Annotated in this window: 18 protein-coding genes and 2 pseudogenes; 16 read left to right on the top strand and 4 right to left on the bottom strand. The window is 72.5% G+C overall.

Features of this window, described 5'->3' with window-relative positions; all coding sequences use genetic code 11:
- Positions 1-72: 72 nt before the first annotated feature.
- Complete coding sequence (locus ACWC9T_RS02850) at positions 73-564, top strand: GNAT family N-acetyltransferase (RefSeq protein WP_449819255.1); 492 nt, start codon at positions 73-75, stop codon at positions 562-564.
- On the opposite strand, the gene xseA is transcribed toward ACWC9T_RS02850, so the two are convergent.
- Complete coding sequence (xseA, locus tag ACWC9T_RS02855) at positions 555-1,817, bottom strand: exodeoxyribonuclease VII large subunit (RefSeq protein ID WP_449819256.1); 1,263 nt, start codon at positions 1,815-1,817, stop codon at positions 555-557. The genes ACWC9T_RS02850 and xseA overlap by 10 nt on opposite strands.
- 160 nt (positions 1,818-1,977) lie before the next feature.
- Between xseA and ACWC9T_RS02860 the strand changes: the two genes are divergently transcribed.
- A complete protein-coding gene (locus ACWC9T_RS02860; protein ID WP_449819257.1) occupies positions 1,978-2,952 on the top strand; it encodes a 4-hydroxy-3-methylbut-2-enyl diphosphate reductase in 975 nt (324 codons plus the stop codon).
- 133 nt (positions 2,953-3,085) lie between these two features.
- Entirely contained in the window at positions 3,086-3,832 is a 747-nt protein-coding gene (ppgK, locus tag ACWC9T_RS02865) for a polyphosphate--glucose phosphotransferase (protein WP_449819258.1), read from the top strand.
- 36 nt (positions 3,833-3,868) lie between these two features.
- Here ppgK and ACWC9T_RS02870 read toward each other — a convergent pair whose 3' ends face one another.
- A complete protein-coding gene (locus tag ACWC9T_RS02870) occupies positions 3,869-4,495 on the bottom strand; it encodes a DUF6542 domain-containing protein (protein ID WP_449819259.1) in 627 nt (208 codons plus the stop codon).
- Between the two features lie 137 nt (positions 4,496-4,632).
- Here ACWC9T_RS02870 and ACWC9T_RS02875 point away from each other — a divergent pair.
- Both ACWC9T_RS02875 and ychF read left to right on the top strand, forming a co-directional pair.
- Positions 4,633-5,037 (top strand): annotated as a pseudogene (locus ACWC9T_RS02875) (glyoxalase).
- Positions 5,038-5,121: 84 nt separating this feature from the next.
- Positions 5,122-6,195, top strand: coding sequence for a redox-regulated ATPase YchF (gene ychF / locus ACWC9T_RS02880; protein WP_396246862.1), 1,074 nt, complete (start codon positions 5,122-5,124; stop codon positions 6,193-6,195).
- A 110-nt stretch (positions 6,196-6,305) separates the two neighbouring features.
- On the opposite strand, the gene ACWC9T_RS02885 is transcribed toward ychF, so the two are convergent.
- A complete protein-coding gene (locus ACWC9T_RS02885; protein ID WP_449819260.1) occupies positions 6,306-6,971 on the bottom strand; it encodes an HAD-IA family hydrolase in 666 nt (221 codons plus the stop codon).
- Positions 6,972-7,046: 75 nt separating this feature from the next.
- Positions 7,047-8,194, bottom strand: a pseudogene (locus ACWC9T_RS02890) (dihydrofolate reductase family protein).
- Between the two features lie 174 nt (positions 8,195-8,368).
- Here ACWC9T_RS02890 and ACWC9T_RS02895 point away from each other — a divergent pair.
- From ACWC9T_RS02895 to ACWC9T_RS02945, 11 genes are all read left to right on the top strand, one after another.
- Entirely contained in the window at positions 8,369-9,187 is an 819-nt protein-coding gene (locus ACWC9T_RS02895) for a methyltransferase domain-containing protein (RefSeq protein ID WP_449819261.1), read from the top strand.
- 169 nt (positions 9,188-9,356) lie between these two features.
- Positions 9,357-10,811 (top strand): DUF4190 domain-containing protein, encoded by a 1,455-nt coding sequence (locus tag ACWC9T_RS02900; RefSeq protein ID WP_449819262.1) that lies wholly within the window; start codon positions 9,357-9,359, stop codon positions 10,809-10,811.
- A gap of 142 nt (positions 10,812-10,953) precedes the next feature.
- Complete coding sequence (locus ACWC9T_RS02905) at positions 10,954-11,118, top strand: hypothetical protein (protein ID WP_449819263.1); 165 nt, start codon at positions 10,954-10,956, stop codon at positions 11,116-11,118.
- Positions 11,119-11,127: 9 nt separating this feature from the next.
- Positions 11,128-11,568: an NUDIX domain-containing protein gene (locus ACWC9T_RS02910; protein ID WP_449819264.1), complete on the top strand. Its 441-nt coding sequence runs from the start codon at positions 11,128-11,130 to the stop codon at positions 11,566-11,568.
- Positions 11,569-11,707: 139 nt separating this feature from the next.
- On the top strand, positions 11,708-14,455 hold the full coding sequence (locus tag ACWC9T_RS02915; protein WP_449819265.1) for a SpoIIE family protein phosphatase: 2,748 nt from the start codon (positions 11,708-11,710) through the stop codon (positions 14,453-14,455).
- Positions 14,456-14,725: 270 nt separating this feature from the next.
- The gene (locus ACWC9T_RS02920) at positions 14,726-17,341 is read left to right on the top strand and encodes a SpoIIE family protein phosphatase (protein WP_449819266.1); all 2,616 of its coding nucleotides are present in this window, start codon (positions 14,726-14,728) and stop codon (positions 17,339-17,341) included.
- Between the two features lie 93 nt (positions 17,342-17,434).
- Positions 17,435-19,270, top strand: a complete 1,836-nt coding sequence (locus ACWC9T_RS02925) for an ABC transporter family substrate-binding protein (protein WP_449819267.1) — start codon at positions 17,435-17,437, stop codon at positions 19,268-19,270.
- Positions 19,271-19,543: 273 nt separating this feature from the next.
- Positions 19,544-21,448 (top strand): translational GTPase TypA, encoded by a 1,905-nt coding sequence (gene typA / locus ACWC9T_RS02930; protein ID WP_449819268.1) that lies wholly within the window; start codon positions 19,544-19,546, stop codon positions 21,446-21,448.
- Positions 21,449-21,879: 431 nt separating this feature from the next.
- On the top strand, positions 21,880-23,523 hold the full coding sequence (locus tag ACWC9T_RS02935) for a peptide ABC transporter substrate-binding protein (RefSeq protein WP_449819269.1): 1,644 nt from the start codon (positions 21,880-21,882) through the stop codon (positions 23,521-23,523).
- A 141-nt stretch (positions 23,524-23,664) separates the two neighbouring features.
- Positions 23,665-24,591 carry an ABC transporter permease gene (locus ACWC9T_RS02940; protein WP_449819270.1) on the top strand — a complete coding sequence of 309 codons (927 nt, stop codon included), beginning with the start codon at positions 23,665-23,667 and terminating at the stop codon, positions 24,589-24,591.
- Positions 24,584-25,528: an ABC transporter permease gene (locus tag ACWC9T_RS02945; protein WP_449819271.1), complete on the top strand. Its 945-nt coding sequence runs from the start codon at positions 24,584-24,586 to the stop codon at positions 25,526-25,528. The genes ACWC9T_RS02940 and ACWC9T_RS02945 overlap by 8 nt, the downstream gene beginning before the upstream one ends.
- Positions 25,529-25,530: the final 2 nt, after the last annotated feature.

Raw genomic sequence — 25,530 nt, forward strand, 5'->3', positions numbered from 1 at the left:
GGACGCCCTTCAGGCCTGTCGTGGCCGAAACCCGGGTGCGCCCGGTCGGCCCGCGGCGCTAGCCTCCGCCGCATGACCGAGGTACGACCCGCCGTCCCGGCCGACGCGCCCGAACTCGTCCGGCTGCGCAACCTGATGTTCGAGGCGATGCCCAGCACGGCCGCCCTGGCCGGGCCGGGGCCCTGGCAGACCACCGCGGAGCGGGTGCTGCGCGAGCGCCTCGCTGTCCCGGCCGCGGAGCTGACCATGCCCTCCTTCGTGATCGACGACCCGGACCGGCCAGGCCGGCTCGCCGCCTGCGCCGTCGGCACCCTGGAGCGGCGGCTGCCCGCGCCCGGAAACCCGGAGGGCCTGTTCGGCTTCGTCTTCAACATCTGCACCGACCCCGACCACCGGCTGCGCGGCTACGCACGGGCCTGCACCGAGGCGCTGCTGGACTGGTTCGACGGCCGCCGGGCCGGTCGGATCGACCTGCACGCCAGCAGCGGCGGCGAGGCGCTCTACCGCAGCCTCGGCTTCGGCGAGCACTCCACCGCGCTGTCCCGGCAGCGCTCCTACTCCTGAGCGGCCTGAGCGGCCTGAGCCGAGTGAGCGGCCTGAGCCAAGTGAGCCCCGGCCACCGTGACGCCGAAGCCGCCGCCGGCCACCCGGGCGTGCAGCCCCTCGCCGGCCGCGACCTGCGCCGGGTCCGTCACCACCGTGCCGTCCGCCCGCTGCAGCACCGCGTAGCCGCGCTCCAGGGTGGCCGCCGGGGACAGCGCGATCACCCGGGCCAAGGTGTGCCCGAGGTCGCTCTGCGCGTGGTCCAGCCGGGTCCGCAGGGTGCGCCGGGTCCGCTCCAGCAGGCCGTCCACCTCCTGGCCGCGCCCGTCCAGCATCCGGTGGGGTGCGGCCAGCGACGGGCGGCTGCGCAGCCCGTCCAGGCCGTGCTGCTCGCGCTCGACCCGGGCCAGTACGTGCCGACGGGCCCGGTCGCGCAGCTGGCGGACCTTGGTCAGCTCCTCGCCGACGTCCGGGACCACCCGTTTGGCGGCATCGGTCGGGGTGGAGGCGCGCAGGTCGGCGACGAAGTCCAGCAGCGGCTGGTCCGGCTCGTGCCCGATCGCGCTGACCACCGGCGTGCGGGCGGCCGCGACCAGCCGCACCAGCCCCTCGTCCGAGAACGGCAGCAGGTCCTCCACGCTGCCGCCGCCCCGGGCCACGATGATCACGTCCACCTCGGGGTGCTCGTCCAGCTCCCGCACGGCCGCGCTGACCCGCTCCACCGCGCTGACCCCCTGCACCGGGACGTTGCGCACCTCGAAGCGCACGGCGGGCCAGCGCCGCCGGGCGTTCTCCAGCACGTCCCGCTCTGCCGCCGAGCCGCGCCCGGTGACCAGGCCGACGCACTGCGGCAGGAACGGCAGCCGCTGCTTGCGCTCGGCCGCGAACAGGCCCTCCCCGGCCAGCCGCCGCTTCAGCTGCTCCAGCCGGGCCAGCAACTCGCCCAGGCCCACCGGCCGGATCTCCGAGGTCCGCATCGACAGCTGCCCGCGCGCCGCGTACCACTCCGGCTTGGCGTGCACGACGACCCGCGCGCCCTCCTGCACCACGTCCGAGACCTGGTCGAACACCGAGCGGAAGCAGGTCACCGTGAGCGAGACGTCGGCCTGCGGGTCGCGCAGGGTCAGGAACACCACGCCCGCCCCGGGCCGGCGGCTGAGCTGGGTGATCTGACCCTCTACCCACACCGCGCCGAGCCGGTCGATCCAGCCGCCGATCAGCGCGGAGACCTTGCCGACCGGGAGCGGGGCTTCGGGGGAGCTGGTGTTGGCCATGCGTACGAGGCTAGCGGCGCCCGCCGACACCTCGGGCGCTATCGGCGCCCGTCGACGCCCGAAGCGGTACCGCCCTGCACGCCGAACCGGAAAGTGCCCGCCGTCGGCGCGGCTGCCCGCCGGGGACGGTGCGGCTCGCGGGCGCCCGTACGATGGAGCCATGTCCAACACCGCGCAGCGCCGTGTCCTGCTCGCCGCCCCCCGGGGCTACTGCGCGGGTGTCGACCGCGCCGTGATCGCCGTGGAGAAGGCCCTGGAGCAGTACGGGGCGCCCATCTACGTCCGCAAGCAGATCGTCCACAACAAGTACGTGGTGCAGACCCTGGAGAAGAAGGGCGCGATCTTCGTCGACGAGACGGAGGAGGTGCCCGAGGGCTCGATCGTGGTGTTCTCCGCGCACGGTGTCGCCCCGTCCGTCCACGACGAGGCGCGGGCCGGCAAGCTGGCCACCGTCGACGCCACCTGCCCCCTGGTCACCAAGGTGCACAAGGAGGCCGTGCGCTTCGCCGACGAGGACTTCGACATCCTGCTGGTGGGCCACGAGGGCCACGAGGAGGTCATCGGCACCATGGGCGAGGCCCCGGACCGGATCCACCTGGTGGACGGTGCCGAGGACGTCGCCAACGTGCAGGTCCGGGACGAGTCCAAGGTGGTCTGGCTGTCCCAGACCACCCTGTCGGTGGACGAGACCATGGCCACCGTCGGCGAGCTGAAGAAGCGCTTCCCGGCGCTGGTCAGCCCGCCCAGCGACGACATCTGCTACGCGACCCAGAACCGCCAGGTCGCGGTCAAGCAGCTGGCCCCGGAGACCGACCTGCTGATCGTGGTCGGCTCCAAGAACTCCTCCAACTCGGTCCGCCTGGTCGAGGTCGGCCTGGAGTACGGCGCCAAGGCCGCCCACCTGGTGGACTTCGCCGAGGAGATCCAGGAGTCCTGGCTGGAGGGCGTCACCACGGTCGGCCTGACCAGCGGCGCCTCGGTGCCGGAGATCCTGGTCGACGGCGTGCTGGAGTTCCTGGCCGCGCGCGGTTACGACACGGTCGAGACGGTCAAGACCGCCGAGGAGCACCTGACCTTCTCGCTGCCCAAGGAGCTGCGCCGCGACCTGCGCGCCGAGGCGGCGGGCAAGCTCTGATCCGTCCCGGAGAACCCGGCACCCCCCGGCGGGGTGCCGGGTTCTCCGCTGTGCGCGGCCGTACGCCCTCTCGTAGTTTTGTGCACAGGCTGTGGACGGGAAGGTGCGCGGCCGGACTTCGAAGGGCGGAGTGATGACGGCGGTATTCGGCGTGGACATCGGCGGTTCGGGCATCAAGGGCGCCCCGGTCGACCTCGCCCGGGGAACGCTCACCCAGGAACGGCACAAGGTGCTCACCCCGCAGCCGTCCGAGCCCGAGGCCGTGGTCGCCGCCGTGTGCGAGGTGGTCCGGCACTTCGACCACCAGGGGCCGGTCGGGCTGACCTTCCCCGGCGTGGTGGTCGGCGGCCGCACCAGAACCGCGGCCAATGTGGACAAGGGCTGGATCGGCCTGGACGCCGAGGGCCTGTTCCGCGAGGCGCTGGACCTGCCCGCGACCGTCCTCAACGACGCCGACGCGGCCGGCCTGGCGGAGATCACCCACGGCGCCGGGCGGGGCGAGTCCGGCGTGGTCCTGGTGCTCACCTTCGGCACCGGCATCGGCAGCGCGCTCTTCGTGGACGGCGCGTTGGTGCCCAACACCGAGCTGGGCCACCTGGAACTGCGCGGCAAGGACGCCGAGCGCCGGGCCTCCTCGGCCGCCAAGGAGCGGCACGGGCTGAACTGGGAGCAGTGGGCCGGGTGGGTCGACGAGTACCTGGACCTGGTGGAGGTGCTGTTCTCGCCGCAGCTGATCGTGATCGGCGGCGGGGTGAGCCGCAAGCACGAGAAGTTCCTGCCGCTGCTGAAGGACCGCGAGGCGCGGGTGGTGCCGGCGGAGCTGCGCAACGACGCGGGCATCGTCGGGGCGGCGATGGCGGCGGCCCGGGCGGCGGGCTGAGGGCCTGCCTGTGCCGGGCGTCCTGAACGGTGGAGGTCAGCGGGAGCGGTGGATCCGGCACTGGGCGACGAAGCGGGCGAGCACGATCAGCGCGGCCAGGCCGGTGCCGGAGAACAGCCAGCCGGCCCGCAGCGCCAGCCCGGTCGCCAGCGCCACCACCTGGGCGGTGACGCCCGGGGAGCTGACCGGCGCGAGCAGCAGCAGCGCCAGGGCGAAGGCGATCGGCCCGCTGATCGGCGCGGCCAGCAGGTCGGCGTAGCGGACCCGGACGGCCAGCTGGAAGCAGACCAGCAGGTAGCCGAGGCCGAACAGCCAGCCGAGGTCGTCGAAGAGCAGCCGGTCCAGGCCCGCCACCGCGAGTGTCGCCAGCACGGCGACCACGCCGGTGCCGACGGCGGTCAGCCGGGTCGGCCGACCGGTCCGGCGCCGCCCGTACACCCGCAGCCGCCGCCCGGGCGACTGGCGCGCCGCGGCGGGCCGACTGGCCGCCGGGCGCACCCGGGAAGGGGGAATCGCGGGGTCGGCGGGGGCTCCGGCGCTCTCGGGAGCCCGGCCGGGACCGGGGACGGCGGCCCTGGCCGCGCCGTTCGGCGGACGGCGTCTGGGCCCTGGCGGCTGGGTACGGGTGCTCTGCTCCACCCGTCCAACGTACGGTCCGATCATCGCCACACTGTGTAATGGACCGTTCAGGTCTTGTCCCGTGTCCCCGGGTGGGGTAGTCCTGTGATCGTCATTCAGGGCATCTGACGTGCTCGGACGAGTCGACACCAAGACCATCGGATCACCGCACGGGGGACGACATGACCGCGGACTTCACCTTCGAACGCCTCGACCACTTCCAGCTCGACGTCCCGGCCGGCGCCGAGGACGAGTGCCGCGCCTTCTGGTCCGGCGTGCTCGGCATGGTGGAGCTGGAGAAGCCGCCGGTGCTGGCGGCCCGCGGCTGCTGCTGCCAGTCCTGATTCGGCGGGGCGCAGTGGCGGGGTCGAGGTGCACCTCGGCGTCACCCCGGACTTCCGTCCGTCAAGGGGCACCCGGGCATCCTGGTGAGCTCGCTGGACGCCCTGGCCGAGCGGCTCACCGCGCACGGCCACGAGGTGGTCTGGGACGACAACCTGCCCGGCCACCGCCGCTTCTACGCGGCCGACAAGCTGGGCAACCGGCTGGAGTTCCTGGAGCCGCGGCCCGCGACGACCGAGGCGTAGGGCAGCGGAGACGCTGCCCGTAGACTTGGGGGTCGGCCCGTACGGTGCCGACCCAACTCCTCCAAGCCCACGGGACTGCGCTTCATGTCGCTCACGATCGGAATCGTCGGCCTGCCGAACGTCGGCAAGTCGACCCTGTTCAACGCCCTGACCAAGAACGACGTGCTGGCGGCCAACTACCCGTTCGCCACCATCGAGCCGAACGTCGGCGTCGTCGGCGTCCCGGACGAGCGGCTGACCAAGCTCGCCGAGATCTTCGGCTCCCAGCGCATCCTCCCGGCCACCGTCGACTTCGTCGACATCGCCGGCATCGTGCGCGGCGCCAGCGAGGGTGAGGGCCTGGGCAACAAGTTCCTCGCCAACATCCGCGAGTCGGACGCGATCTGCCAGGTCGTGCGGGCCTTCACCGACCCGGACGTGGTGCACGTGGACGGCAAGGTGTCGCCCAAGGACGACATCGAGACCATTCACACCGAGCTGATCCTGGCCGACCTCCAGACCATCGAGAAGGTCCTGCCGCGCCTGCAGAAGGAGGCGCGCCTCAAGAAGGACACCGCCCCCGTGCTGGCCGCCGCCGAGGCCGCGCAGGCGATCCTGGAGACCGGCAAGACCCTCTTCGAGGCCGGCTTCGACACCGCCCCGATCCGCGACCTGCACCTGCTGACCTCGAAGCCCTTCCTCTACGTCTTCAACGTGGACGAGGCCGAGCTGGCCGACGAGGACTTCAAGAACGCCCAGCGCGAGCTGGTCGCCCCGGCCGAGGCGATCTTCCTCAACGCCAAGATCGAGTCCGAGCTGATCGAGCTGGACGACGCCGAGGCCCTCGAACTCCTCCAGTCCATGGGCCAGGAGGAGCCCGGCCTCGCCACCCTCGCCCGCGTCGGCTTCGACACCCTCGGCCTGCAGACCTACCTCACGGCCGGTCCCAAGGAAGCCCGCGCCTGGACGATCAAGAAGGGCGCCACCGCCCCCGAGGCCGCCGGAGTCATCCACACCGACTTCCAGAAGGGCTTCATCAAGGCCGAGGTGATCGCCTTCGCCGACCTGGTCGAGACCGGCTCCACCGCCGAGGCCCGGGCCAAGGGCAAGGCCCGCATCGAGGGCAAGGAGTACGTCATGCAGGACGGCGACGTGGTGGAGTTCCGCTTCAACGTCTGACAGGTCTGACGCGTCTGACCCGGCGACAGCCGAGACCCCCGGAGGGGCCGACTCCCGCGAGTGGAGTCGGCCCCTCCGGCCTGTTCGGGGGTTGTGGGCCCGCTGGGGAGCTACCCCTGGACGGTGACCGTCAGCACCCCGTCCGTGTCCGTCGTGACGGTGACCGCCTCAAGGGTGGCGGCCAGCGCGTCCGGGTGGTGGGCGGCGGCGCGGGGGCCGATGCCGACGACGCGCATGCCGGCCGCGCGGGCGGCGGCGATGCCGGCGCCGGAGTCCTCGAAGGCGAGGCAGTCGGCGGGGGTGTGGCCGAGGGCGGCGGCGCCCTTGAGGAAGCCCTCGGGGTCGGGCTTGCTGGCGCCGACCGACTCGGCGGTGACCAGGACGGGCGGCAGTTGTAGGTCGGCGGCCGCCATCCGGACCCGGGCGAGCGGTTCGTCGGCGGAGGTGACCAGGGCGTGCGGCAGGTCGGTCAGGGCGGCGAGGAAGGCGGGGGCGCCGGGGACCGGGACGACGCCCTCGACGTCGGCGCGCTCCTCGGCGAGCATCTGCTCGTTCTCGGCGAGGTTGACCTCGACCGGGCGGTCCGGCAGCAGCACGGCCATGGTGGCGTGGCCCTGGCGGTCGTGGACGACGGACATCACCTCGACGGGGTCGAGGCCGTGCCGCTCGGCCCAGCTGCCCCAGCAGCGCTCGACCACGGCGTCGGAGTTGACCAGGGTGCCGTCCATGTCGAGGAGGAGGGCGCGGGCGGTCAGCCGGATGGGGGCGGCGGGCATGGGGCGGCTCCTCGTGGAGAACGGCGGTGGGAGAGCCGGGAAAGCGAGCTCTTTGTTTCTAGATGATACAAAAGATCAGCGGAGCAGATGGGCGTTGACCGCCCGGGCCTCCTGGGCCAGCTCCGGCAGCTCCACCACCTCGACCCCGGCCGCCTCCAACAGGGCCGTGCCCTGGCAGTCGGTGACGAACAGGTCTGGCTCGCGCCAGGCGACCACCACCCGCGGCACGCCCGCCGCGATGAGCAGCCGGGCGCACGGCACCGGCCGCGAGGCGCGCTGCCCGCAGGGCTCCAGGCTGCTGTAGACGGTCGCCCCGCGCAGCCGGGCGTCGCCCGCCGGGAGCTTGCCGAGGGCAGCCTCCTCGGCGTGGTCGTGCGCGTCCCCCTCCCGGCTGAAGCCCTCCGCCAGCACCTCGCCGTCGGCGCCGACGATCACCGCGCCGACCGAGAAGGCCGTCTCGGAGGGCGGGCAGCGGCGGGAGAGTTCGACGGCCCGGCGCAGGTGGTCGAGGTCGGTGGTCGTGGGCTGGTTCACGGCGCGGGCTCCTTCGGGGCGTACCTCAACAGGACGACGTCGCCCACGGTACGTGCCTCCAGCAGCCGCATCCGCCGGGCCGGACCGCCCGGGAAGGCGGCCGGGCCGACGAACCGCGGCGCCCCGGCCTGGCCGACCAACAGCGGGGCGACGGCCAGTTGGAGTTCGTCCGCCAGGCCCTGGGTGAGGAACTGGGTGTGTACGCCGCTGCCACCCTCGACCATCAGCCGGCGCACCCCGCGCGCGCCGAGGTCGTCCAGCACCGTGCCGAGGTCCACCGCTCCGCCGAGTGCGACCACCTCGGCCAGCCCGTCGAGCCGGGGCCGCAGCGCCGTCGCGCCGGCGTCCGTGGTGTACGCGAGCTTGGCGCCGCCGGTGTGCCAGAACCGCAGGTCGGCGTCGAGGGCGCCGCTCGCGCTGAGCGTCACCTTCAGTGGGTGCTCCGGCCGTCCGGCGGCCACCCGGGCGGCCCGGCGCCCGGGGTCGTTGACCAGCAGGCGAGGGTTGTCGGCGCGCAGGGTGTTGCCGCCGACCAGGATCGCGTCGGCGGTCGCGCGCTCCCCGTCCACCCGGTCGAAGTCGGCGGCGTTGGAGAGCAGCAGGCGCTCGGGGGAGGCGTCGTCGAGGTGGCCGTCGAGCGACACGGCGGCGCTCAGCAGGACGAAGGGGCGCTGGCCGGGGCCGGGCATGGGCGGGACCGTTCTGTCGGGGGCCTCCACGGTACGGCGGCGGGGTGCGGCACAGACCTGCGGTGATTGAAATGTGAGACGGTTCTTCTCGTCATGCGGGATGCGGCGTAGCGTCGGAGCCGTCGCGCGAACGGAAGACCTGCCGGAAGACCGACCACGCCCAGGGGGGCCCTCATGTCCGGACCGCAGCCCGCCACCGTCTACACCCATGGCCACCAGGAGGCCGTGCTGCGCTCGCACCGCTCCCGGACCGCCGCCGACTCGGCCGCCTACCTGCTGCCCGAACTGCGGCCCGGGCAGGTCCTGTTGGACGTCGGCTGCGGGCCCGGCACGATCACCGCCGACCTGGCCGAGCTGGTCGGCCCCACCGGGCGGGTGGTGGCCGTGGACACCTCCGCCGAGGTGCTGGAGCAGGCCGCCGGGTACGTCGCCGAGCGCGGCCTGGCCAATGTGGTGTTCGAGCTCGCGGACGTGCACCGACTGCCCTGCCGGGACGGCGAGTTCGACGTCGTGCACGCCCACCAGGTGCTTCAGCACCTAGGCGATCCGGTGTCCGCGCTGCGCGAGATGCGCCGGGTGACGGTGCCCGGCGGGGTGGTCGCGGTCCGGGACGCCGACTACGCCTCGATGACCTGGTTCCCGGAGGCACCCGCGCTGGACCGCTGGCTGGAGCTGTACCGCCGCACCGCCCGCGCCAACGGCGGTGAGCCGGACGCCGGGCGGCGGCTGCTGTCCTGGGCCCGCGCGGCCGGCTTCACCGAGGTGACCGCGAGCACCAGCACCTGGACCTACGCGACGCCCGAGCGGCGCGACTGGTGGGGCGGGTTGTGGGCGGACCGGGTGACCGGCACGACCTTCGGCCGGACGGCGGTGGAGCGGGGCTTCGCGGACCGGGCCGAGCTGGAGCGGATCGCGGACGGCTGGCGGGAGTGGAGCGCCGCCGAGGACGGCTGGTTCTCGATGATCCACGGTGAGGTCCTGGCCCGCGGCTGAGCACGGGGCCGGGCGGGCGGGCCCGGGCGGGAACGGGCGGGTGGGCGTTCGGAAAGATCGGGTAAAGTCGCGCGACCGTTCGCATCTGGCCCGTTCGGGGCCGAGCCGGACGGTGTCGAACGCCGCACCACCGAGCCGACACCCGCCCCGGCGGGTTGGGGGAGTCCACGTGTCCAAGCCTGAGTCCGAGCTGCCCGCCGCCCCGGCGGCGGACCCCCGGGTGGACTTCCGCAAGGACTCCGGCCGTACCGACGCCGAGGCCCCCGACCGGCCGACCGGAGCCGGGCCCGTGGAGGCCGAGCCCGCCGCGGTGGAGTCCGGTGCCGAGCCGACGGCGACCCCGACCGCGACCCCGGAGCCCGTTGCCGAGCCGGAGCCGGCCCCGGAGCCCGTCGACCCCTGGGCCCCGCCGTCCGACCAGCCCCCGCAGGCCGCCCCGCCGTCCTCGCAGGCCCCACCCCAGCCGCCGCCCCCGCCGCTGCCGGCCGGCGGCTGGGCCACGGCGGCGCCCTCCGCGCAGTCCGGCCTCCGGCCGGGCCCGCCGTACCCGTACCCGTACCCGTACGGCTCCCCGTCCCCGTACGACCCGCAGCCGGAGCGGCGCACCAACGGCTTCGCGGTCGGCTCGCTGGCGACCGGCCTGAGCCTGCTCTCGCCGGTGGCCCTGGTGTTCGGGATCATCGCGCTGACCCAGATCAACCGCCGCAAGGAGCGCGGCCGCGGCATGGCGGTGACCGGCCTGGTGCTCGGGGTGGTCGGCACGGTGCTGCTGGCGCTCCTGATGGGCGCGGGGGACTTCGGCTCCGCGCGGGACAACCGGTACGCCCAGAAGCCCCCGGCCGGCTCGGTCCGCTGGTCCGCCCTGAAGGCCGGGGACTGCTACAACTCCCCGGCCGGGAGCGCCGCGACCGACGGCAGCGGCGACGAGACGGTGTACTGGGTGCGTCGGGTGCCCTGCTCGGACCCGCACCACGGCGAGGTGGCCGGCACCGCCAAGGTCCTCGATGACAAGGGCCCCTACCCCGGCGAGACGGTGATGCGCGAGCGGGCCGCCGCGCTGTGCCGCACCGTGCTCGACGACTACGCCCTGGACCAGTGGGCCGTCCCGGACGGCATGGACGACGTCTACCTCTATCCGACCTCCGGCAACTGGGCGGCCGGCGAACGCTACGTCACCTGTGCCTACGAGGACCGCGACGACCAGCACCTGGGGACGGTCCGCACCGACCGGGGCGGCCTGACCTCCGCTCAGCTGGCCTACCTGGAGGCCGTCCGGGGCTTCAACGACACCTACACGGACGCGCCGAAGAAGGACCTCTCCGTCTCGGAGGCCGAGTACCAGTCCTGGGCCCGGCGGATGGCCGCCGCCTCCCGGGCCGAGGCCGCCGCGCTGCGCAAGCCGGCCGCGGTCTGGCCGTCGGACGTCCAGCCGAAGGTCGAGAAGCTGGCCGAGGCCCAGACCCAGGCGGCCACCGCCTGGGACGCCGCCGCCTCCGGCGCCGACCTGGCGGGCGACCTGCGCCGGGCCCGGGCGCTGGTGGCCAAGACCGTGCCGATCAGCGTGGAGATCCGCCGTGCCCTCGGCCTGTCCACCGGCGAGCAGGTGCCCGACCTCCGGGTCTGACCGCCCGGGCACCGGGTTACCCGCCGTTAACCCGGTCCGTACCTCCCGGTAGCGCACTGCCCGTACCTTCGCTGACATGTCCCCGGCCCGACCCCCACGCCGGACCGGGGACAGCCGTCCGTGACGCCGGTACGCTCGCGCCATGGGCACCTTTCGGGTGATGCGGCAGGACGACAACGGCAACCGCTTCCTGGTCGCCAAGGGTCTGGGCCGGGCCGAGGCGCAGCGGTTGGCAGCCGAGTTCGAGGCGCGCGGCCACAAGCAGATGTACTGGGTCGAGTCCGAGGACGCGGACGCCGCCCCGTAGGGTCGGGACATGGACCAGACCGGTGGGACCCCCGGCGAGCCGCGGATCGTCGTCGGCGGTGCGCTGATACACCGTGGTCGGGTGCTCGCCGCCCGGCGCAGCGCGCCCGCGTCGGTGGCCGGACGGTGGGAGTTCCCCGGCGGCAAGGCCGAACCCGGTGAGACCGAGGCGCAGGCGCTGGAGCGGGAGCTGCTGGAGGAGCTGGGCGTACGGGCGCGGGCGCTGCGGCGGCTGCCCGGCGCGTGGACCGTCCGGCCGGGCCTGGAACTGCGGTTCTGGGCGACCGAGCTGCTGGACGGCGAGCCGCGGCCACTGGAGGACCACGACGAGTTGCGCTGGCTGGGCCCGGCGGAGCTGGACTCGGTGGACTGGATCGAGCACGACCGCGAGGTGCTGCCGCACGTCGCCGAGCTGCTGGTGGCCATGGGCGACGCGCAAGCCGCCAGATAGGTCAATCGGACAAGACGACCCAGCAGCCGGGATAGCCTGGGTTCTGCTGGGTATGTCACTTTTCGGCACTATTCGTCACCATCGGTGAGCCGCCCCAGCCGGCGACGCCGATCCCGACCCAGAGCCGGAGGCCCCGTCGGTGTCGACTACCGGGAAGGGCGGCGGGGGAGCGCGGCGGGCAGGCACCGCGGGGAGCGCCGCCGCCCGCGCCCGACTGCGCCGCGCCGTCCGCCCGGCCGCCCCGCAGCCGCCGGCCGGCCGCCGCCGCGGTGGCGCCCTCGCCGCCTCCGAGGCCGCGCAGCCCGTCCAGCCGGCGCCGACCCTGGCCGTCCCCGAGTCGGGCGCCCTGCCCGGCCTGCGCAGCCGCCCCGGGCGGCCGTTCCCCGGCGGGCCCGCCGACGCCGTACGCGGCCTCGGCGCGCCGCCCGAGGGCAGTCTGCTGGACATGCTCGAGGTCGCCAACGCGATCCTGGACACCGCGGGCCGGGTGGTGCTCTGGAGCCCGGCCGCCGAGGAACTGCTCGGCTGGCCGAGCGAGCTGCTGGTCGGCCGCCGGATCGACGAGCTGATCCCCGACCAGGACCAGGTCGCCCGGATCCGGGCCGCGATCCAGGGCACCCTGCGCCACGGCCGCTGGGTCGGCAACGCCGAACTGCGCGACCGGGACGGCCTGCCGGTCGCCGTGGACGCCCGGATCTCCCTCCTGATGGACGGCGACGGCACCCCGTTCCTGCAGGTCAACCTCGCCGAGGCGGCCGTCGTCCGGGCCGTCGAGCGGGACCTCGCGGTGCGCGACGCGCTGTTCGAGCAGTCCCCGCTGGGCATCGCCGTCCTGGACACCGACCTGCGCTACACCGCGGTCAACCAGACCCTCGCCCAGATGAACGGCGTCGCACTGGAGGACCACGTCGGCCGCACCACCGGCGAGACCCTGCCCGAGCGGGCCGCCGACGAGATCACCGCGATCCAGCGCCAGGTGCTGGCCACCGGCGAACCGGTTATCGACGTCACCCTCGCCTCCCCGGTCACCACCCGGGCCGGCTACCGCTCGATCTCCTACAGCCGGATGACCGACCGCTCCGGCCGGGTGCTGGGCATCTCCGGCACCGTGATGGACGTGACCGAGCGCTACCGGGCGGTCGCCAAGGTCGAGCACGCCCGGCGCCGGCTCTCGCTGCTCAACGAGTTCGGCTCCCGGGTCGGCGACCTGCTGGACGCCTCCCGGATCGCCCAGGAACTCGCCAGCTCCGTCGTCCCCCGGCTCACCGACCACTCCGCCGTGATCCTGCTGCAGGCCGTCGCGCACGGCGACGACCTGCCCCGGCACGGCCACGACCGGCGCACCTCGCTGCTCCAGCTCGGCACCGCCTCCGTCCAGGACGGCCCCGAGGTCGAGGTGATGCTCCGGCTCGGCGCCCGGATCACCTTCGCCGAGGACTCCGCCTGCGGCCGGGTGCTGCGCACCGGGGTACCGGAGCTGCTCTCCGGCGCCGACCAGCTGGACGACGTCACCTATCCCGGCGACCCCAAGATGCAGGCCGCCCACGACCTGGGCGTGCACTCGATGCTGGTCGTCCCGCTGCGCGCCCGCGGCATCGTGATCGGCCTGCTGCTGGTCAGCCGGGCTGGCTACCGCGAGGGCTTCGACCGGGACGACCTCGCCTTCACCGTCGAACTGGCCGACCGGGCCGGCAGCTCGCTGGACAACGCCCGCCTCTACGCCCGCGAGCGCACCGCCGCGCTCACCCTCCAGCGCACCCTGCTCCCGCAGCAGGTCCCGCAGCCCACCGGCGTCGAGGTCGCCTACCGGTACGTGCCCGGCAGCAGCGGCACCGAGGTCGGCGGCGACTGGTTCGACGTCATCCCGCTGCCCGGCGACCGCACCGCGCTGGTGGTCGGCGACGTGATGGGCCACGGCCTGCGGGCCGCCGCCACCATGGGCCGGCTGCGCACCGCCGTCCGGGTGCTGGCCGCCCTCGACCTGCCGCCGGACGTGCTGCTGCGGCACGTCCACGAGCTGGCGGACGACCTGGCCCAGGGCCCGGACGAGGCGCTGCTGGCCACCTGCGTCTACGCGGTCTTCGACCCGGGCACGGCGATGCTGACCGTGGCCAAGGCCGGGCACATCCCGCCGGTGCTGGTGGTGCCGGGCGAGGAGGCCGAGGGGCCGACCCGCACCGGCAGCCCGCTGCCCGGCGGCGCCGGCTGGATCCTCGACCTGCCCTCCGGCGCCCCGCTCGGTGTGGGCGGCGTTCCGTTCGAATCCGTCGAACTGAAGATCCCCGAGGGCAGCCTGCTCGCGCTGTGCACCGACGGCCTGGTCGAGTCCCGGGACAAGGACCTGGACGTCGGCCTCGGCCGGCTGATCACCGTGCTCCAGGAGCCGTACGCCTCCATCCAGGCCGCCTGTGAGGCGGTGCTCGACACCATGGAGCAGGGCCGCGAGCCGGACGACGTCGCCCTGCTGCTGGCCCGGCTCGGGCACGGCCAGGCCGGCACCCCGACGGCCGGCTGGACCCTGCCCGCCGAGCCCACCGCCGTCTCCCGGGCCCGCCGACTGGTCCGCTCCACGCTCACCGAGTGGGGCGTCGAGGACCTCACCGACACCGCCGAGCTGCTGGTCAGCGAGCTGGTCACGAACGCCGTCCGGTACGCCAGCGCCCCGATCGGGGTGCGGCTGACACTGGGTGAGACGCTGCTGACCGAGGTCTCCGACCCGCTGCCCGACCCGCCCCGGGAGCGCCACGCGGCCGAGGCCGACGAGGGCGGCCGGGGCCTGGAGCTGGTCCACCGGCTGGCGCTGCTCTGGGGCGCCCGGGCCGAGGGGATCGGCAAAGTGGTCTGGTTCGAGCTGGCGCTGCCGGGTAATGAGCCGGGCGAGTCATGATCCGAGCGGGACGCGAGCAGAACGTCGGGGCCCGAGCGGGACGCGAGTAGAACATCAGGAGAACAGTGCCGCATATGCCATCGGGGGCCCGGGGGGAGCGCGCAGCCTGGAAGGGGGCGCGGACGTGGCATTGTGGTTGCGCGGGCGGTAGGACAAAAACCTCCGCCCGATCTGATGTTGTGATGTTGAGGGCGTGTGAACGCACCCGTCGATGATGAATACTCGGTCTTCTCGACATCCGGACGGTCGCGGGTTGGAGGGGTCGGTCCGTTGAACAGCACTCCGGCGCGGAACGCGCCGAGCAGCAGCGGTCATGCCGCTGTGCCCGGGCAGGCCGGCTCCCTGCACCTGCCCGTACCGGCGGCCCCGCCGGCCACCGGGACCGGGGGCCCGGGCCGCGCCGCCCACCCCACCGCCGAGCACCGCCCGTGGGGCGCCGGCGACCCCGGTTCGATCTACGACTACATCCGGGTCGCGACCTTCGCGATCGGCCCCGACGGGCGGATCAGCCAGTGGAGCGAGCGCGCCGCCGAGTTCTTCGGCGTCGCCGCCGCCGAGGCGGTCGGCGCCGACCCGGTCTCCACCTTCGTCCCGCGCGAACTCTGGCAGCGCGGCCGCGCCCGGCTGGAGCGCACCCTGGCCGGCGAGGAGTGGGTCGGCACCACCCCCTACCGGGACGCCACCGGTGGCGAGGGCCTCGCCGAGCTCTACCTGATGCCCGACAGCGCGCTGCCCACCGCGGGTGCCACCTGCCTGGCCGTCGACCTCGGCCGACTGCGCCGGATCGAGACCGACCTGGCCGCCTCCGAGGCCGTCTTCGGTCAGACACCCACCGGCTTCGTGCTCTTCGACGACCGGCTGCGCCTGCAGCGGGTCAACGACGCCTTCGCCTCCGGCATGGGCCTGGTCCCCACCGACCTGGAGGGCCTCACCCCGCACGACCTCTTCCCGCTCTCCGAGGCCGACCGGCTCACCGCCGCCCTGCGCAAGGTCCTCGCCACCGGCGAGCCCGTCTTCGACCTGCGCTTCCACAGCGCCGTCCCGACCCGCGAGGGCAACCGGCTCTGGGCCGTCTCGCTGTACCGGCTCAACGGCTCGGCCGGGCAGCCGATGGGCGTGGCCGGGCAGGTCTCCGACGTCACCAGCCGGCACGTCGCCGAGCGCGAGGCCGACGGCGTGCGCCGCAACCTCGCGCTGCTCAACGAGGCCAGCGCACACATCGGCTCCACCCTCGACCTGGAGACCACCGCCAAGGAACTCCTGGACGTCGTCGTCCCGCCGTTCTGCGACCTCGCCACCGTCGACCTCTACACCGCGCTGCTCTCCGGCGAGACCGTCCCCAGCGCCGGCCGGCCCGGCGACACCGTGCTCACCGACGGCAGCGGCGAACTGCGCCGGGTCGCCGTCTCCAGCGTGATCGGCGGCGCCTCCTCGGTGCTCGGCCCGGTCACCGGCCTGCCGATCGCCGAGGCCGGCGGCACCCTCTGTTACCCGCGCCGCTCCCCGCACGCCCGGGCGCTGCGCACCGGCCGCAGCGTCGTCCCCGAGCCCGGCCGCGACCCGCTGCTGCGTTCCACCCTGATCGTCCCGCTGGTCGCCCGGGACCAGGTGCTCGGGCTGGTCCAGCTCTCCCGGGCGATCGGCAGCGAGCCCTTCGACGCCCGCGACGTGGCGATCGCCGAGGAACTCGTCGCCCGCGCCGCCGTCTGCATCGACAACGCCCGGCTCTACCGCCGCGAGCACGAGCGCGCGCTGATCCTCCAGCGCAGCCTGCTGCCCCCGGGCAACCCGGCCGCCAGCGGCCTGGAGATCGCCTGCCGCTACCTGCCCAGCAACAACAACACCGAGGTCGGCGGCGACTGGTTCGACGTCATCCCGCTGCCCGGCAACCGCACCGCCCTGGTCATCGGCGACGTGATGGGCCGCGGCCTGCGCGCCGCCGTCGCCATGGGCCAGCTGCGCACCGCGGTGCGGACCCTCGCCATGCTCGACCTGGAGCCGGGTGAGGTGCTCACCGCCCTGGACGAGATCGCCCGCGGCCTCGGCGACGACTCCGCGCCAGCCGGCCCGCCCACCCCGTACGGCCGGCTCACCTCGACCGCCGACGAGGAGGCCCGCGAGGTCTACCTGGCCACCTGCGTCTACGCGGTCTACGACGCCGTCACCCGGCGCTGCTGGATCGCCAACGCCGGCCACCTGCCGCCCGTCCTGCTCAGCCCCGGCGATGGCGCCCGGATGCTCGACGTGCCGCCCGGCCTGCCGCTCGGCGTCGGCGGCGAGCCCTTCGAGGAGGTCGAGCTGACCCTCCCGGACGGCGCCGTGCTCGGCCTCTACACCGACGGCCTGGTGGAGAGCCGCAAGCACCAGCTGGACGAGGGCCTGCGCGCCTTCCGGGCCGCGCTCTCCGACCGGGGCAAGGGGCTGGAGGACCTCTGCGACCACGTCCTCGGCGAACTCAACCCGCACCACGGCGAGGACGACATCGCCCTGCTGATGGCCAAGGTGCACGCCTTCCCCGAGGACGCCGTCGGCAACTGGTTCCTGCCGCCCGAGCCCACCTCAGTGGCAAAGGCCCGTGAGCTGGCCTGCAGCTGGCTGCTCTCCCGGGGCCTGGAGGAGCTGGTCGACACCACCGAGCTGCTGGTCAGCGAGCTGGTCACGAACGCGCTCAAGCACGGAAGGGGCGAGATCCGGCTGCGGCTGCTGCGCGAGCGCAGCATGGTCTGCGAGGTCTGGGACGACGGCTACGCCCAGCCCCGGCAGCGACGCGCCCAGGAGACCGACGAGGGCGGGCGAGGACTGCAGCTGGTCAGCCTGCTGGCCGAACGCTGGGGCAGTCGGCGCACGCCCAAGGGCAAGATCGTCTGGTTCGAACTGGCGCTGTAGCCGGTTCGGGCGATGGGCCGTCCGGGTGCTGTCGCCCGGCGGCCCGCCGTGTCGGCGCGGGCCGGGCCGTCCGGGCGGCGTTCGATGGCCGCCATGCGTGTCCGCCAGATCACCGCCGCAGCCGCCGCGCTGCTGCTCGCCGCCGGCCTCGGCGGCTGCTCCGACAGCCCGGCCCCGGCCCGTACCCCCGCCCCCGAGCCCGCTCCCGTTCCCGAGGCCACCGCCTCCACCGGGGACGTCCGGCCCGCCAAGCGCATCGACGTCGCGGACGGCGGGGTGCTGCGGTGGGCCGTCGACCAGGTGCCCGCGACGCTCAACGTCTACCAGCCCGCCGCGACCGCCGACTCGGCGCTGCTCGCGCACGCCCTCTACCCGTCGCTGTTCCGTCCCGACGAGCACGGGCGGCCCGTCCCCGACCCGGACTACCTGGCCAGTGCCGAGTCCACCCCACCCGGGCAGCAGCCCCAGGTCGTCACGTACCGGCTCAACCCGCACGCCGTCTGGAGCGACGGCACCCCGCTCTCCGTCGCCGACTTCACCGCCCAGCGGGCCGCCCTCGCCGGCCTCGACCCGGCCTACGGGGGCGGGCAGCTGGCCGGGTACGACGCCATCGACGCGATCGCCGAGGGCGCCGACCCGCGCGAGATCAGGGTCACCTTCCGGCGGCCGTACGCCGAGTGGCAGTCCCTGTTCGGGCCGCTCTACCCGGCCGCGGAGACCGCCACGGCCGCCTCGTTCAACCGGGCGCTGGCCGGCGGGGCGCACCTGACCGCCGGGCCGTACACGGTGTCCCAGTACAACACCGAGGACGGGCGGGTGACGGTCGGGCGCAACCCGCGCTGGTGGGGTGACCGGCCGAAGATCGACCGGATCGACTTCCTCGCGACGCCGCCAGAGCGGCGGCTCGACGACCTCGACCAGGAACGGCTGGACATCGCCCCGCTCACGGCGGCGGTGGACCGGGCGGTGCCGGCCGCGTCGTCCGGTAGCCCCTCGGCGGCAGCGGCACCGCCCGCCGCCGCGTCGTCCGGCAGCCCCTCCGCGGCAGCGGCACCGCCCGCCGCCGCGCCCGAGGCGGCGGCGCGCGCCCTGAAGCGGGCGGAGTCGCTGCCGGACGTCACCGTGCACCGGGCCGCCGCGCCCTCGCTCACCCAGCTCACGGTGAACGCCGCGCGGGGCCCGCTCACCGACCCGGCGCTGCGGCTCGCGCTCGGCCGGGCCGTCGACCGGCGGCGGATCGCCGAGGCCGCGCTCGCCCCGCTGGGCCTGCCCGGCGCCCCGCTCGGCAGCCACCTGCTCGCCGGGGACCAGGAGGGCTACCGCGACAACAGCGCCGCGGCCGGGCCGGCGGACGTCGCGCAGCTGCTGGACGGGGCGGGCTGGAAGCGGCCGAACGGCGGCACCCGGGTCAAGGACGGCAAGGAGCTGTCGCTCTCGTTGCTCGTCCCGGCCGGCTCGGTGACCGCCAAGCGCACCGCGGACGCGCTCACCGCGAACCTCGCCGAGTCCGGCATCGCGGTGAAGCCGGTGACCGCGCCCGCCGACACCTTCGTCAAGGACCACCTCGCGGCAGGGGACTTCGACCTCGCCCTCTTCTCCTGGCCGGTCGGCCCCAGCCCGGCGAGCCAGCAGCGCGCGGTGTACGCCAAGCCCCGGCCGGACGCCGACGGCGCCGTCAAGTCCGGCACCAACTACGCCCGCAGCGGCACCGAGGAGATCGACCGCCTCTTCGACCGGGCGGCCGCCGAGCTGGACCCGGCGGCCCGGCTGGACCTGCTGCAGGAGGCGGACGTCCGGATCTGGCAGCTCGGGCACTCGGTGCCGCTGTACCAGCGGCCGGAACTGGTGGGCGTGCGGTCCGAGGTGGCCGGGGCCGGGGCCTGGGGCTTCGGGTGGCCTCGCTTCCAGGACATCGGCTGGAGCGGTTAGCGGCCGGGCCCGCGGGCGAACGGAGGAGTGTCGGAACCCGACCGCCGGGTGAGGACCGCGTGACCCACCTGTGATCTTGATCCCGCCCGACCTGCTCGTTTCTGCCCACCTGGGCGCTTCCCCGTACGATAGGAGGAAGCCGAGGCATGTCCATATGCCCGGCGGGTGGACCGGTAGTAGCAGGCGAACGGGTGGCGGCGGCCGACAGGGGCCGCAAGTGCGCGTCTCGCGGCCGGGCGCCGTAACCCACGATTCCGGGAGAATCCGCTAGGCATGCCCACGCGCAACGACATCCGTAACGTCGCCATCGTCGCCCACGTCGACCACGGCAAGACCACGCTGGTCGACGCCATGCTGAAGCAGGCCGGCGCCTTCGCCGCCCACCAGCAGCTCGACGACCGCATGATGGACTCGAACGACCTGGAGCGCGAGAAGGGCATCACCATTCTCGCGAAGAACACCGCGGTCAAGTACCACCCGAAGGACGGTGGCGCGCCGATCACCATCAACATCATCGACACCCCGGGCCACGCCGACTTCGGTGGCGAGGTCGAGCGCGGGCTGTCGATGGTGGACGCGGTCGTCCTGCTGGTCGACGCCTCCGAGGGCCCGCTGCCGCAGACCCGCTTCGTGCTGCGCAAGGCGCTCGCCGCCCGCCTGCCCGTCATCCTCTGCATCAACAAGACCGACCGTCCGGACTCCCGGATCGACGAGGTCATCAACGAGACCTACGACCTGTTCCTGGACCTGGACGCGGACGAGGACCAGATCGAGTTCCCGATCGTCTACGCCTGCGCCCGTGACGGCGTCGCCTCGCTGACCAAGCCGGAGAACGGCACCGTTCCCGCCGACAGCACCAGCCTGGAGCCGTTCTTCTCCACCCTGCTGGAGCACGTCCCGGCCCCCAGCTACGACGAGGACGCCCCGCTGCAGGCGCACGTCACCAACCTGGACGCCGACAACTTCCTCGGCCGTATCGCGCTGCTGCGCGTCGAGCAGGGCGAGCTGCGCAAGGGCCAGACCGTGGCCTGGATCAAGCGCGACGGCTCGATCCAGAACGTCCGCATCTCCGAACTGCTGATGACCGAGGCGCTCACCCGCAGGCCGGCCGAGGTCGCGGGCCCCGGTGACATCTGCGCCGTCGCCGGCATCTCCGACATCATGATCGGCGAGACCCTCGCCGACCCGGAGAACCCGGTCGCGCTGCCGCTGATCACGGTGGACGAGCCGGCCATCTCGATGACCATCGGCACCAACACCTCGCCGCTGGTCGGCCGTGGCGGCAGCGGCAAGGGGGCGGACGCCAAGTCCGGCGCCAAGGTGGACCGCAAGGTCACCGCCCGCCAGGTGAAGGACCGCCTGGACCGCGAGCTGATCGGTAACGTCTCGCTGCGCGTGCTGGACACCGAGCGTCCGGACGCCTGGGAGGTGCAGGGCCGCGGTGAGCTGGCGCTGGCCATCCTGATCGAGACCATGCGCCGGGAGGGCTTCGAGCTGACCGTCGGCAAGCCGCAGGTGGTCACCAAGGAGGTCAACGGCAAGACCCACGAGCCGGTCGAGCGCCTCACCGTGGACGTCCCCGAGGAGCACATGGGTGCCGTCACCCAGCTCATGGGCGTCCGCAAGGGCCGGATGGACAACATGTCCAACCACGGCTCGGGCTGGGTCCGGATGGAGTTCGTCGTGCCGTCCCGCGGCCTGATCGGCTTCCGCACCGAGTTCCTCACCAACACCCGCGGCACCGGCATCGCGCACTCGATCCACGAGGGCCACGAGCCGTGGTTCGGCCAGCTGACCACCCGTAACAACGGCTCGCTGGTCGCCGACCGCGCGGGTGTGGTCACCGCCTTCGCGATGACCAACCTCCAGGAGCGCGGCGTGCTCTTCTGCGAGCCGGGCACCGAGGTGTACGAGGGCATGATCGTCGGCGAGAACTCGCGCTCCGACGACATGGACGTGAACATCACCAAGGAGAAGAAGCTCACCAACATGCGGTCCTCGACCGCCGACGTGGCCGAGTCGATCGTCCCGCCGCGCAAGCTCTCGCTGGAGCAGTCGCTGGAGTTCTGCCGCGAGGACGAGTGCATCGAGGTGACCCCGGAGACGGTTCGCATCCGTAAGGTCGTCCTTGACCAGAAGGACCGCGGTCGTACTGCCTCGCGCGCCAAGAAGGCGTGATCCGGACGCCCTGACGGCCATTGGCCGGATTGTTTCGCCCCCCTTTCCGATTGGAGAGGGGGGCGAACTTTTTCAACTACGCCAAGTTTTCGGGGCCGGTATTAACGGAATAACGCTCATCACACCCGGGTGTCCGCTGAGCGGACGCGACGGTTCGTCATGCATGACGACTGTCCGTTTGATACCTGTCTGGCTATGTCTCAAATGTCCGGTTTTCGAAACTTACCGACTGTTCATGTGACCTAATTGAGATCGTCACTGGTCACTTTCGTGTCCGTGCGTGACGGATAGTGGAGCCAGTCAGGCTCGGGTCAAGGGTGAACGCGCAGGGGTGCGCGCCGAAACCACGAGCGCGGACGGCATTGCGGGCCCGGTGACAACCGTTCCGCGGTGCCCTCCTCGTTGCAACGTCGAATTCAGGAGGCACACCGATGCGTGGTGTGAGCCAGGCCAAGTGGGTTGTCGCAGCTGTTGCTGTCGCTCTTGCCGCGACTGCTTGTAGCAGCAGTGGCAGCAGCGACTCCTCCGGCGGGAGCTCGGACGGCGCCGCGGTCAACCCCGCGGGCGTCTTCAGCTATCAGAGCGCTGAGCCGCAGAACCCGCTCCAGCCGGCCAACGCCATGGAGAACCAGGGCGGCCGTATCGTCAAGCAGCTCTTCACGGGCCTCGTCGACTACGACCCCGCGACCGGTGCCCTGCGCAACCAGGTGGCCGACAAGATCGAGACCACCGACGCCAAGAACTACACCGTCACGCTGAAGTCCGGCTGGACCTTCCACGACGGCACCCCGGTCACCTCCAAGTCCTTCGTCGACTCCTGGAACTGGTCCGCCAACCCGGCCAACAACCAGATCAACTCCGACTGGTTCTCCGACATCGTCGGCTACGACGCCGTCCACCCGGACAAGGGCGACCCGACCGCCAAGGAGATGACCGGCCTCAAGGTCGTCGACGACACCCACTTCACCATCGAACTGACCCAGCCCGTCTCGTACTTCACGTACAAGCTCGGCTACTCGGCCTTCTTCCCGCTGCCCACCGGGTTCTTCGCCGACCCCAAGGGCTACGGCGAGAAGCCGGTCGGCAACGGCCCCTACAAGTTCGTGTCGTGGGAGCACAACAAGGCCATCACCCTGGCCGCCTACGACAAGTACGCGGGCAGCAACAAGGCGAAGAACGGCGGCATCGTCTTCCGCAACTACACCTCGTCCGAGGCCGCGTACAAGGACCTGATGTCCGACACGCTGGACGTGCTGGACCAGGTCGACTCGACCGACCTGCCGAAGTACAAGGACGACCTGGGCAAGCGCGCCGTCGACCAGGCGCAGGGCGCCATCCAGAACATCTCCTTCGCGCTGTACAACGCGGAGTGGGCCGGCCAGGACAAGGCCAAGGTCCGCCAGGGCCTGTCGATGGCGATCGACCGCGACACCATCACCAAGACCGTGCTGAACAACAGCCGTCAGCCCGCCGACTCGTTCGTGGCGCCGGGCGTCATGGGCTACAAGGCCGGCACCTGCGGTGACGCCTGCAAGTACAACCCGGAGAAGGCCAAGCAGCTGATCCAGGAGGGCGGCGGCGTCCCCGGCAACAAGATCACCATCCTCTACAACGCCGACGGCGGTCACAAGGAGTGGGTGGACGCGGTCTGCAACTCGATCAAGCAGGCCACGGGCGTCGAGTGCCTCGGTGACCCGAAGCCGGACTTCAAGACCTCGCGCGACATCATTCGCAAGAAGACGGTCCCGAGCATGATGCGTACCGGCTGGGTGCAGGACTACCCGCTGAACGCCAACTTCCTGCGTGACGTCTACGGCACCGGTGCGGCCGCGAACGACGGCGGCTACTCCAGCAAGGAGTTCGACGACCTGTCGCACCAGGCCGACGCCGCCACCTCGGTCGAGAAGACCGCCGACCTGTACCAGCAGGCCGAGGCCGTGCTGGCCAAGGACATGCCGCAGATCCCGCTCTGGTACTACAAGACCAACTCGGGCTACTCCAACAACGTCCAGAACGTGAAGTTCAACTCCTTCGGCGACCCGGTCTACACCGACGTCGAGGTCAAGAAGAAGTAATCGGTCGGCACCGCCTGACCCGGTGACAACGGCCGGTGCCCGTCCATCCCCACAAGGGCGAGGACTGGCACCGGCCGTTGGCACGCCGACCTACTCTCTTGCCGGGTTGACGGGCCCGGCAGAGTCATACATGGAGGCACGATGGGGCGCTTTGTCGCGAGGCGACTGCTCCAGATGATCCCGGTCTTCCTCGGAACGACCTTCCTCATCTTTTACATGGTGCACGCGCTGCCGGGTGACCCGGTGGCCGCGATGTGGGGCGACAAGGCGCCGGACCCGGTCCAGCTTGCCGCGCTGAGGCACCGGATGGGTTTCGACAAGTCGCTGATCCAGCAGTACTTCGACTACATGGGGAACCTGCTGACCGGCGACTTCGGCACCACGCTGTCCGGCCGTCCGGTGCTCGACATCATCACCGAGGCGCTGCCGGTCACGGTCCGGCTGGCGCTGCTGGCCTTCGCCATCGAGATCGTCCTCGGCGTCAGCATCGGCCTGTTCGCTGGTCTGCGCCGCGGCAAGCTGTTCGACAAGGGCGCCCTGGTGGTGACCCTGCTGCTGATCTCGATCCCGGTCCCGGTGCTGGGTTTCATCTTCCAGACGGTCTTCGGGATCAACCTGGGGTGGGTCAAGCCGACGGTCCAGGACAGCAACGACATCACCCAGCTGGTGCTGCCGGCCGTCGTGCTCGGCTCGCTCTCGCTGGCGTACGTGGCGCGTCTCACCCGTACCTCCATCGCCGAGAACATCAAGGCCGACTACGTCCGCACCGCGGTGGCCAAGGGCCTGCCCCGGCGCAAGGTGATCGGCACCCATCTGCTCCGCAACTCGATGATCCCGGTGGTCACCTTCCTCGGCACCGACCTCGGCGCCCTGATGGGCGGCGCGATCGTCACCGAGGGCATCTTCAACGTCAAGGGTGTCGGTAACGCGCTCTTCCACGCGATCAACCTGAAGGAGGGCCCGACCGTCTCCGGCTTCGTGGCCTTCCTGGTGCTCGTGTACCTGGCCGCCGGCCTGATCGTCGACCTGCTTTACGCGGTCCTGGACCCGAGGATCCGTTATGCCTGACCTGACCGAGAAGAAGACGGCCGAGGAGATTCCGGCCCAGCGCACCGCTGACACCCCGGCGGCCAAGCCGGAGAAGGCCCGCAGCCTCGGTTCCGACGCCTGGCACGACCTGCGCCGGAAGCCGATCTTCGTGATCTCCGCGCTGTTGATCCTGCTGCTGATCGTCATCGCGGTCGCCCCGGGCCTGTTCACCTCGGTGGACCCGCGCGCCGGCGACCTGCGCCTGCACTACCTGACGAAGCCGAACTACAGCCACTTCTTCGAGGCGGACTGGTTCGGTTACGACCTCCAGGGCCGCAGCATCTACGCCCGCGTCATCTACGGCGCCCGCGCCTCGGTCGTGGTCGGCATCTGCGTCACTGTCGGCGTGACCATCGTGGGCGGCATCACCGGCATGCTGGCCGGCTACTTCGGCGGCTGGGTCGACACGATCATCTCCCGTGTCACCGACATCTTCTTCGGCATCCCGCTGCTGCTCGGCGCGCTGGTGATCCTGAACGCCTTCACCTCGCGCACCATCTGGAGCGTGGTCTTCGCGCTGATCGCCCTCGGCTGGACGCAGATGACCCGTGTCATGCGCGGCTCCGTGATCACGATCAAGCAGTCCGACTTCGTGACCGCGGCCAAGGCGCTCGGCGCCGGCACCAGTCGGATCCTGTTCAAGCACATCCTGCCGAACGCGGTCGCCCCGGTGATCGTGGTCGCGACCATCGCCCTCGGTGGTTACATCGCCCTCGAGGCGACGCTGAGCTTCCTCGGCATCGGTCTGCAGGACCCGACCATCTCCTGGGGCATCGACATCAACTCGGCCCAGAAGGTGATCCGTACGGCGCCGTTCGCCCTGTTCTTCCCTGCAGGCATGCTGAGCCTGACCGTGCTGGCCTTCATCATGCTCGGCGACGCGGTGCGCGACGCCCTCGACCCGAAGCTCCGCTGAGA

This window comes from Kitasatospora sp. NPDC001159, from assembly GCF_053598235.1.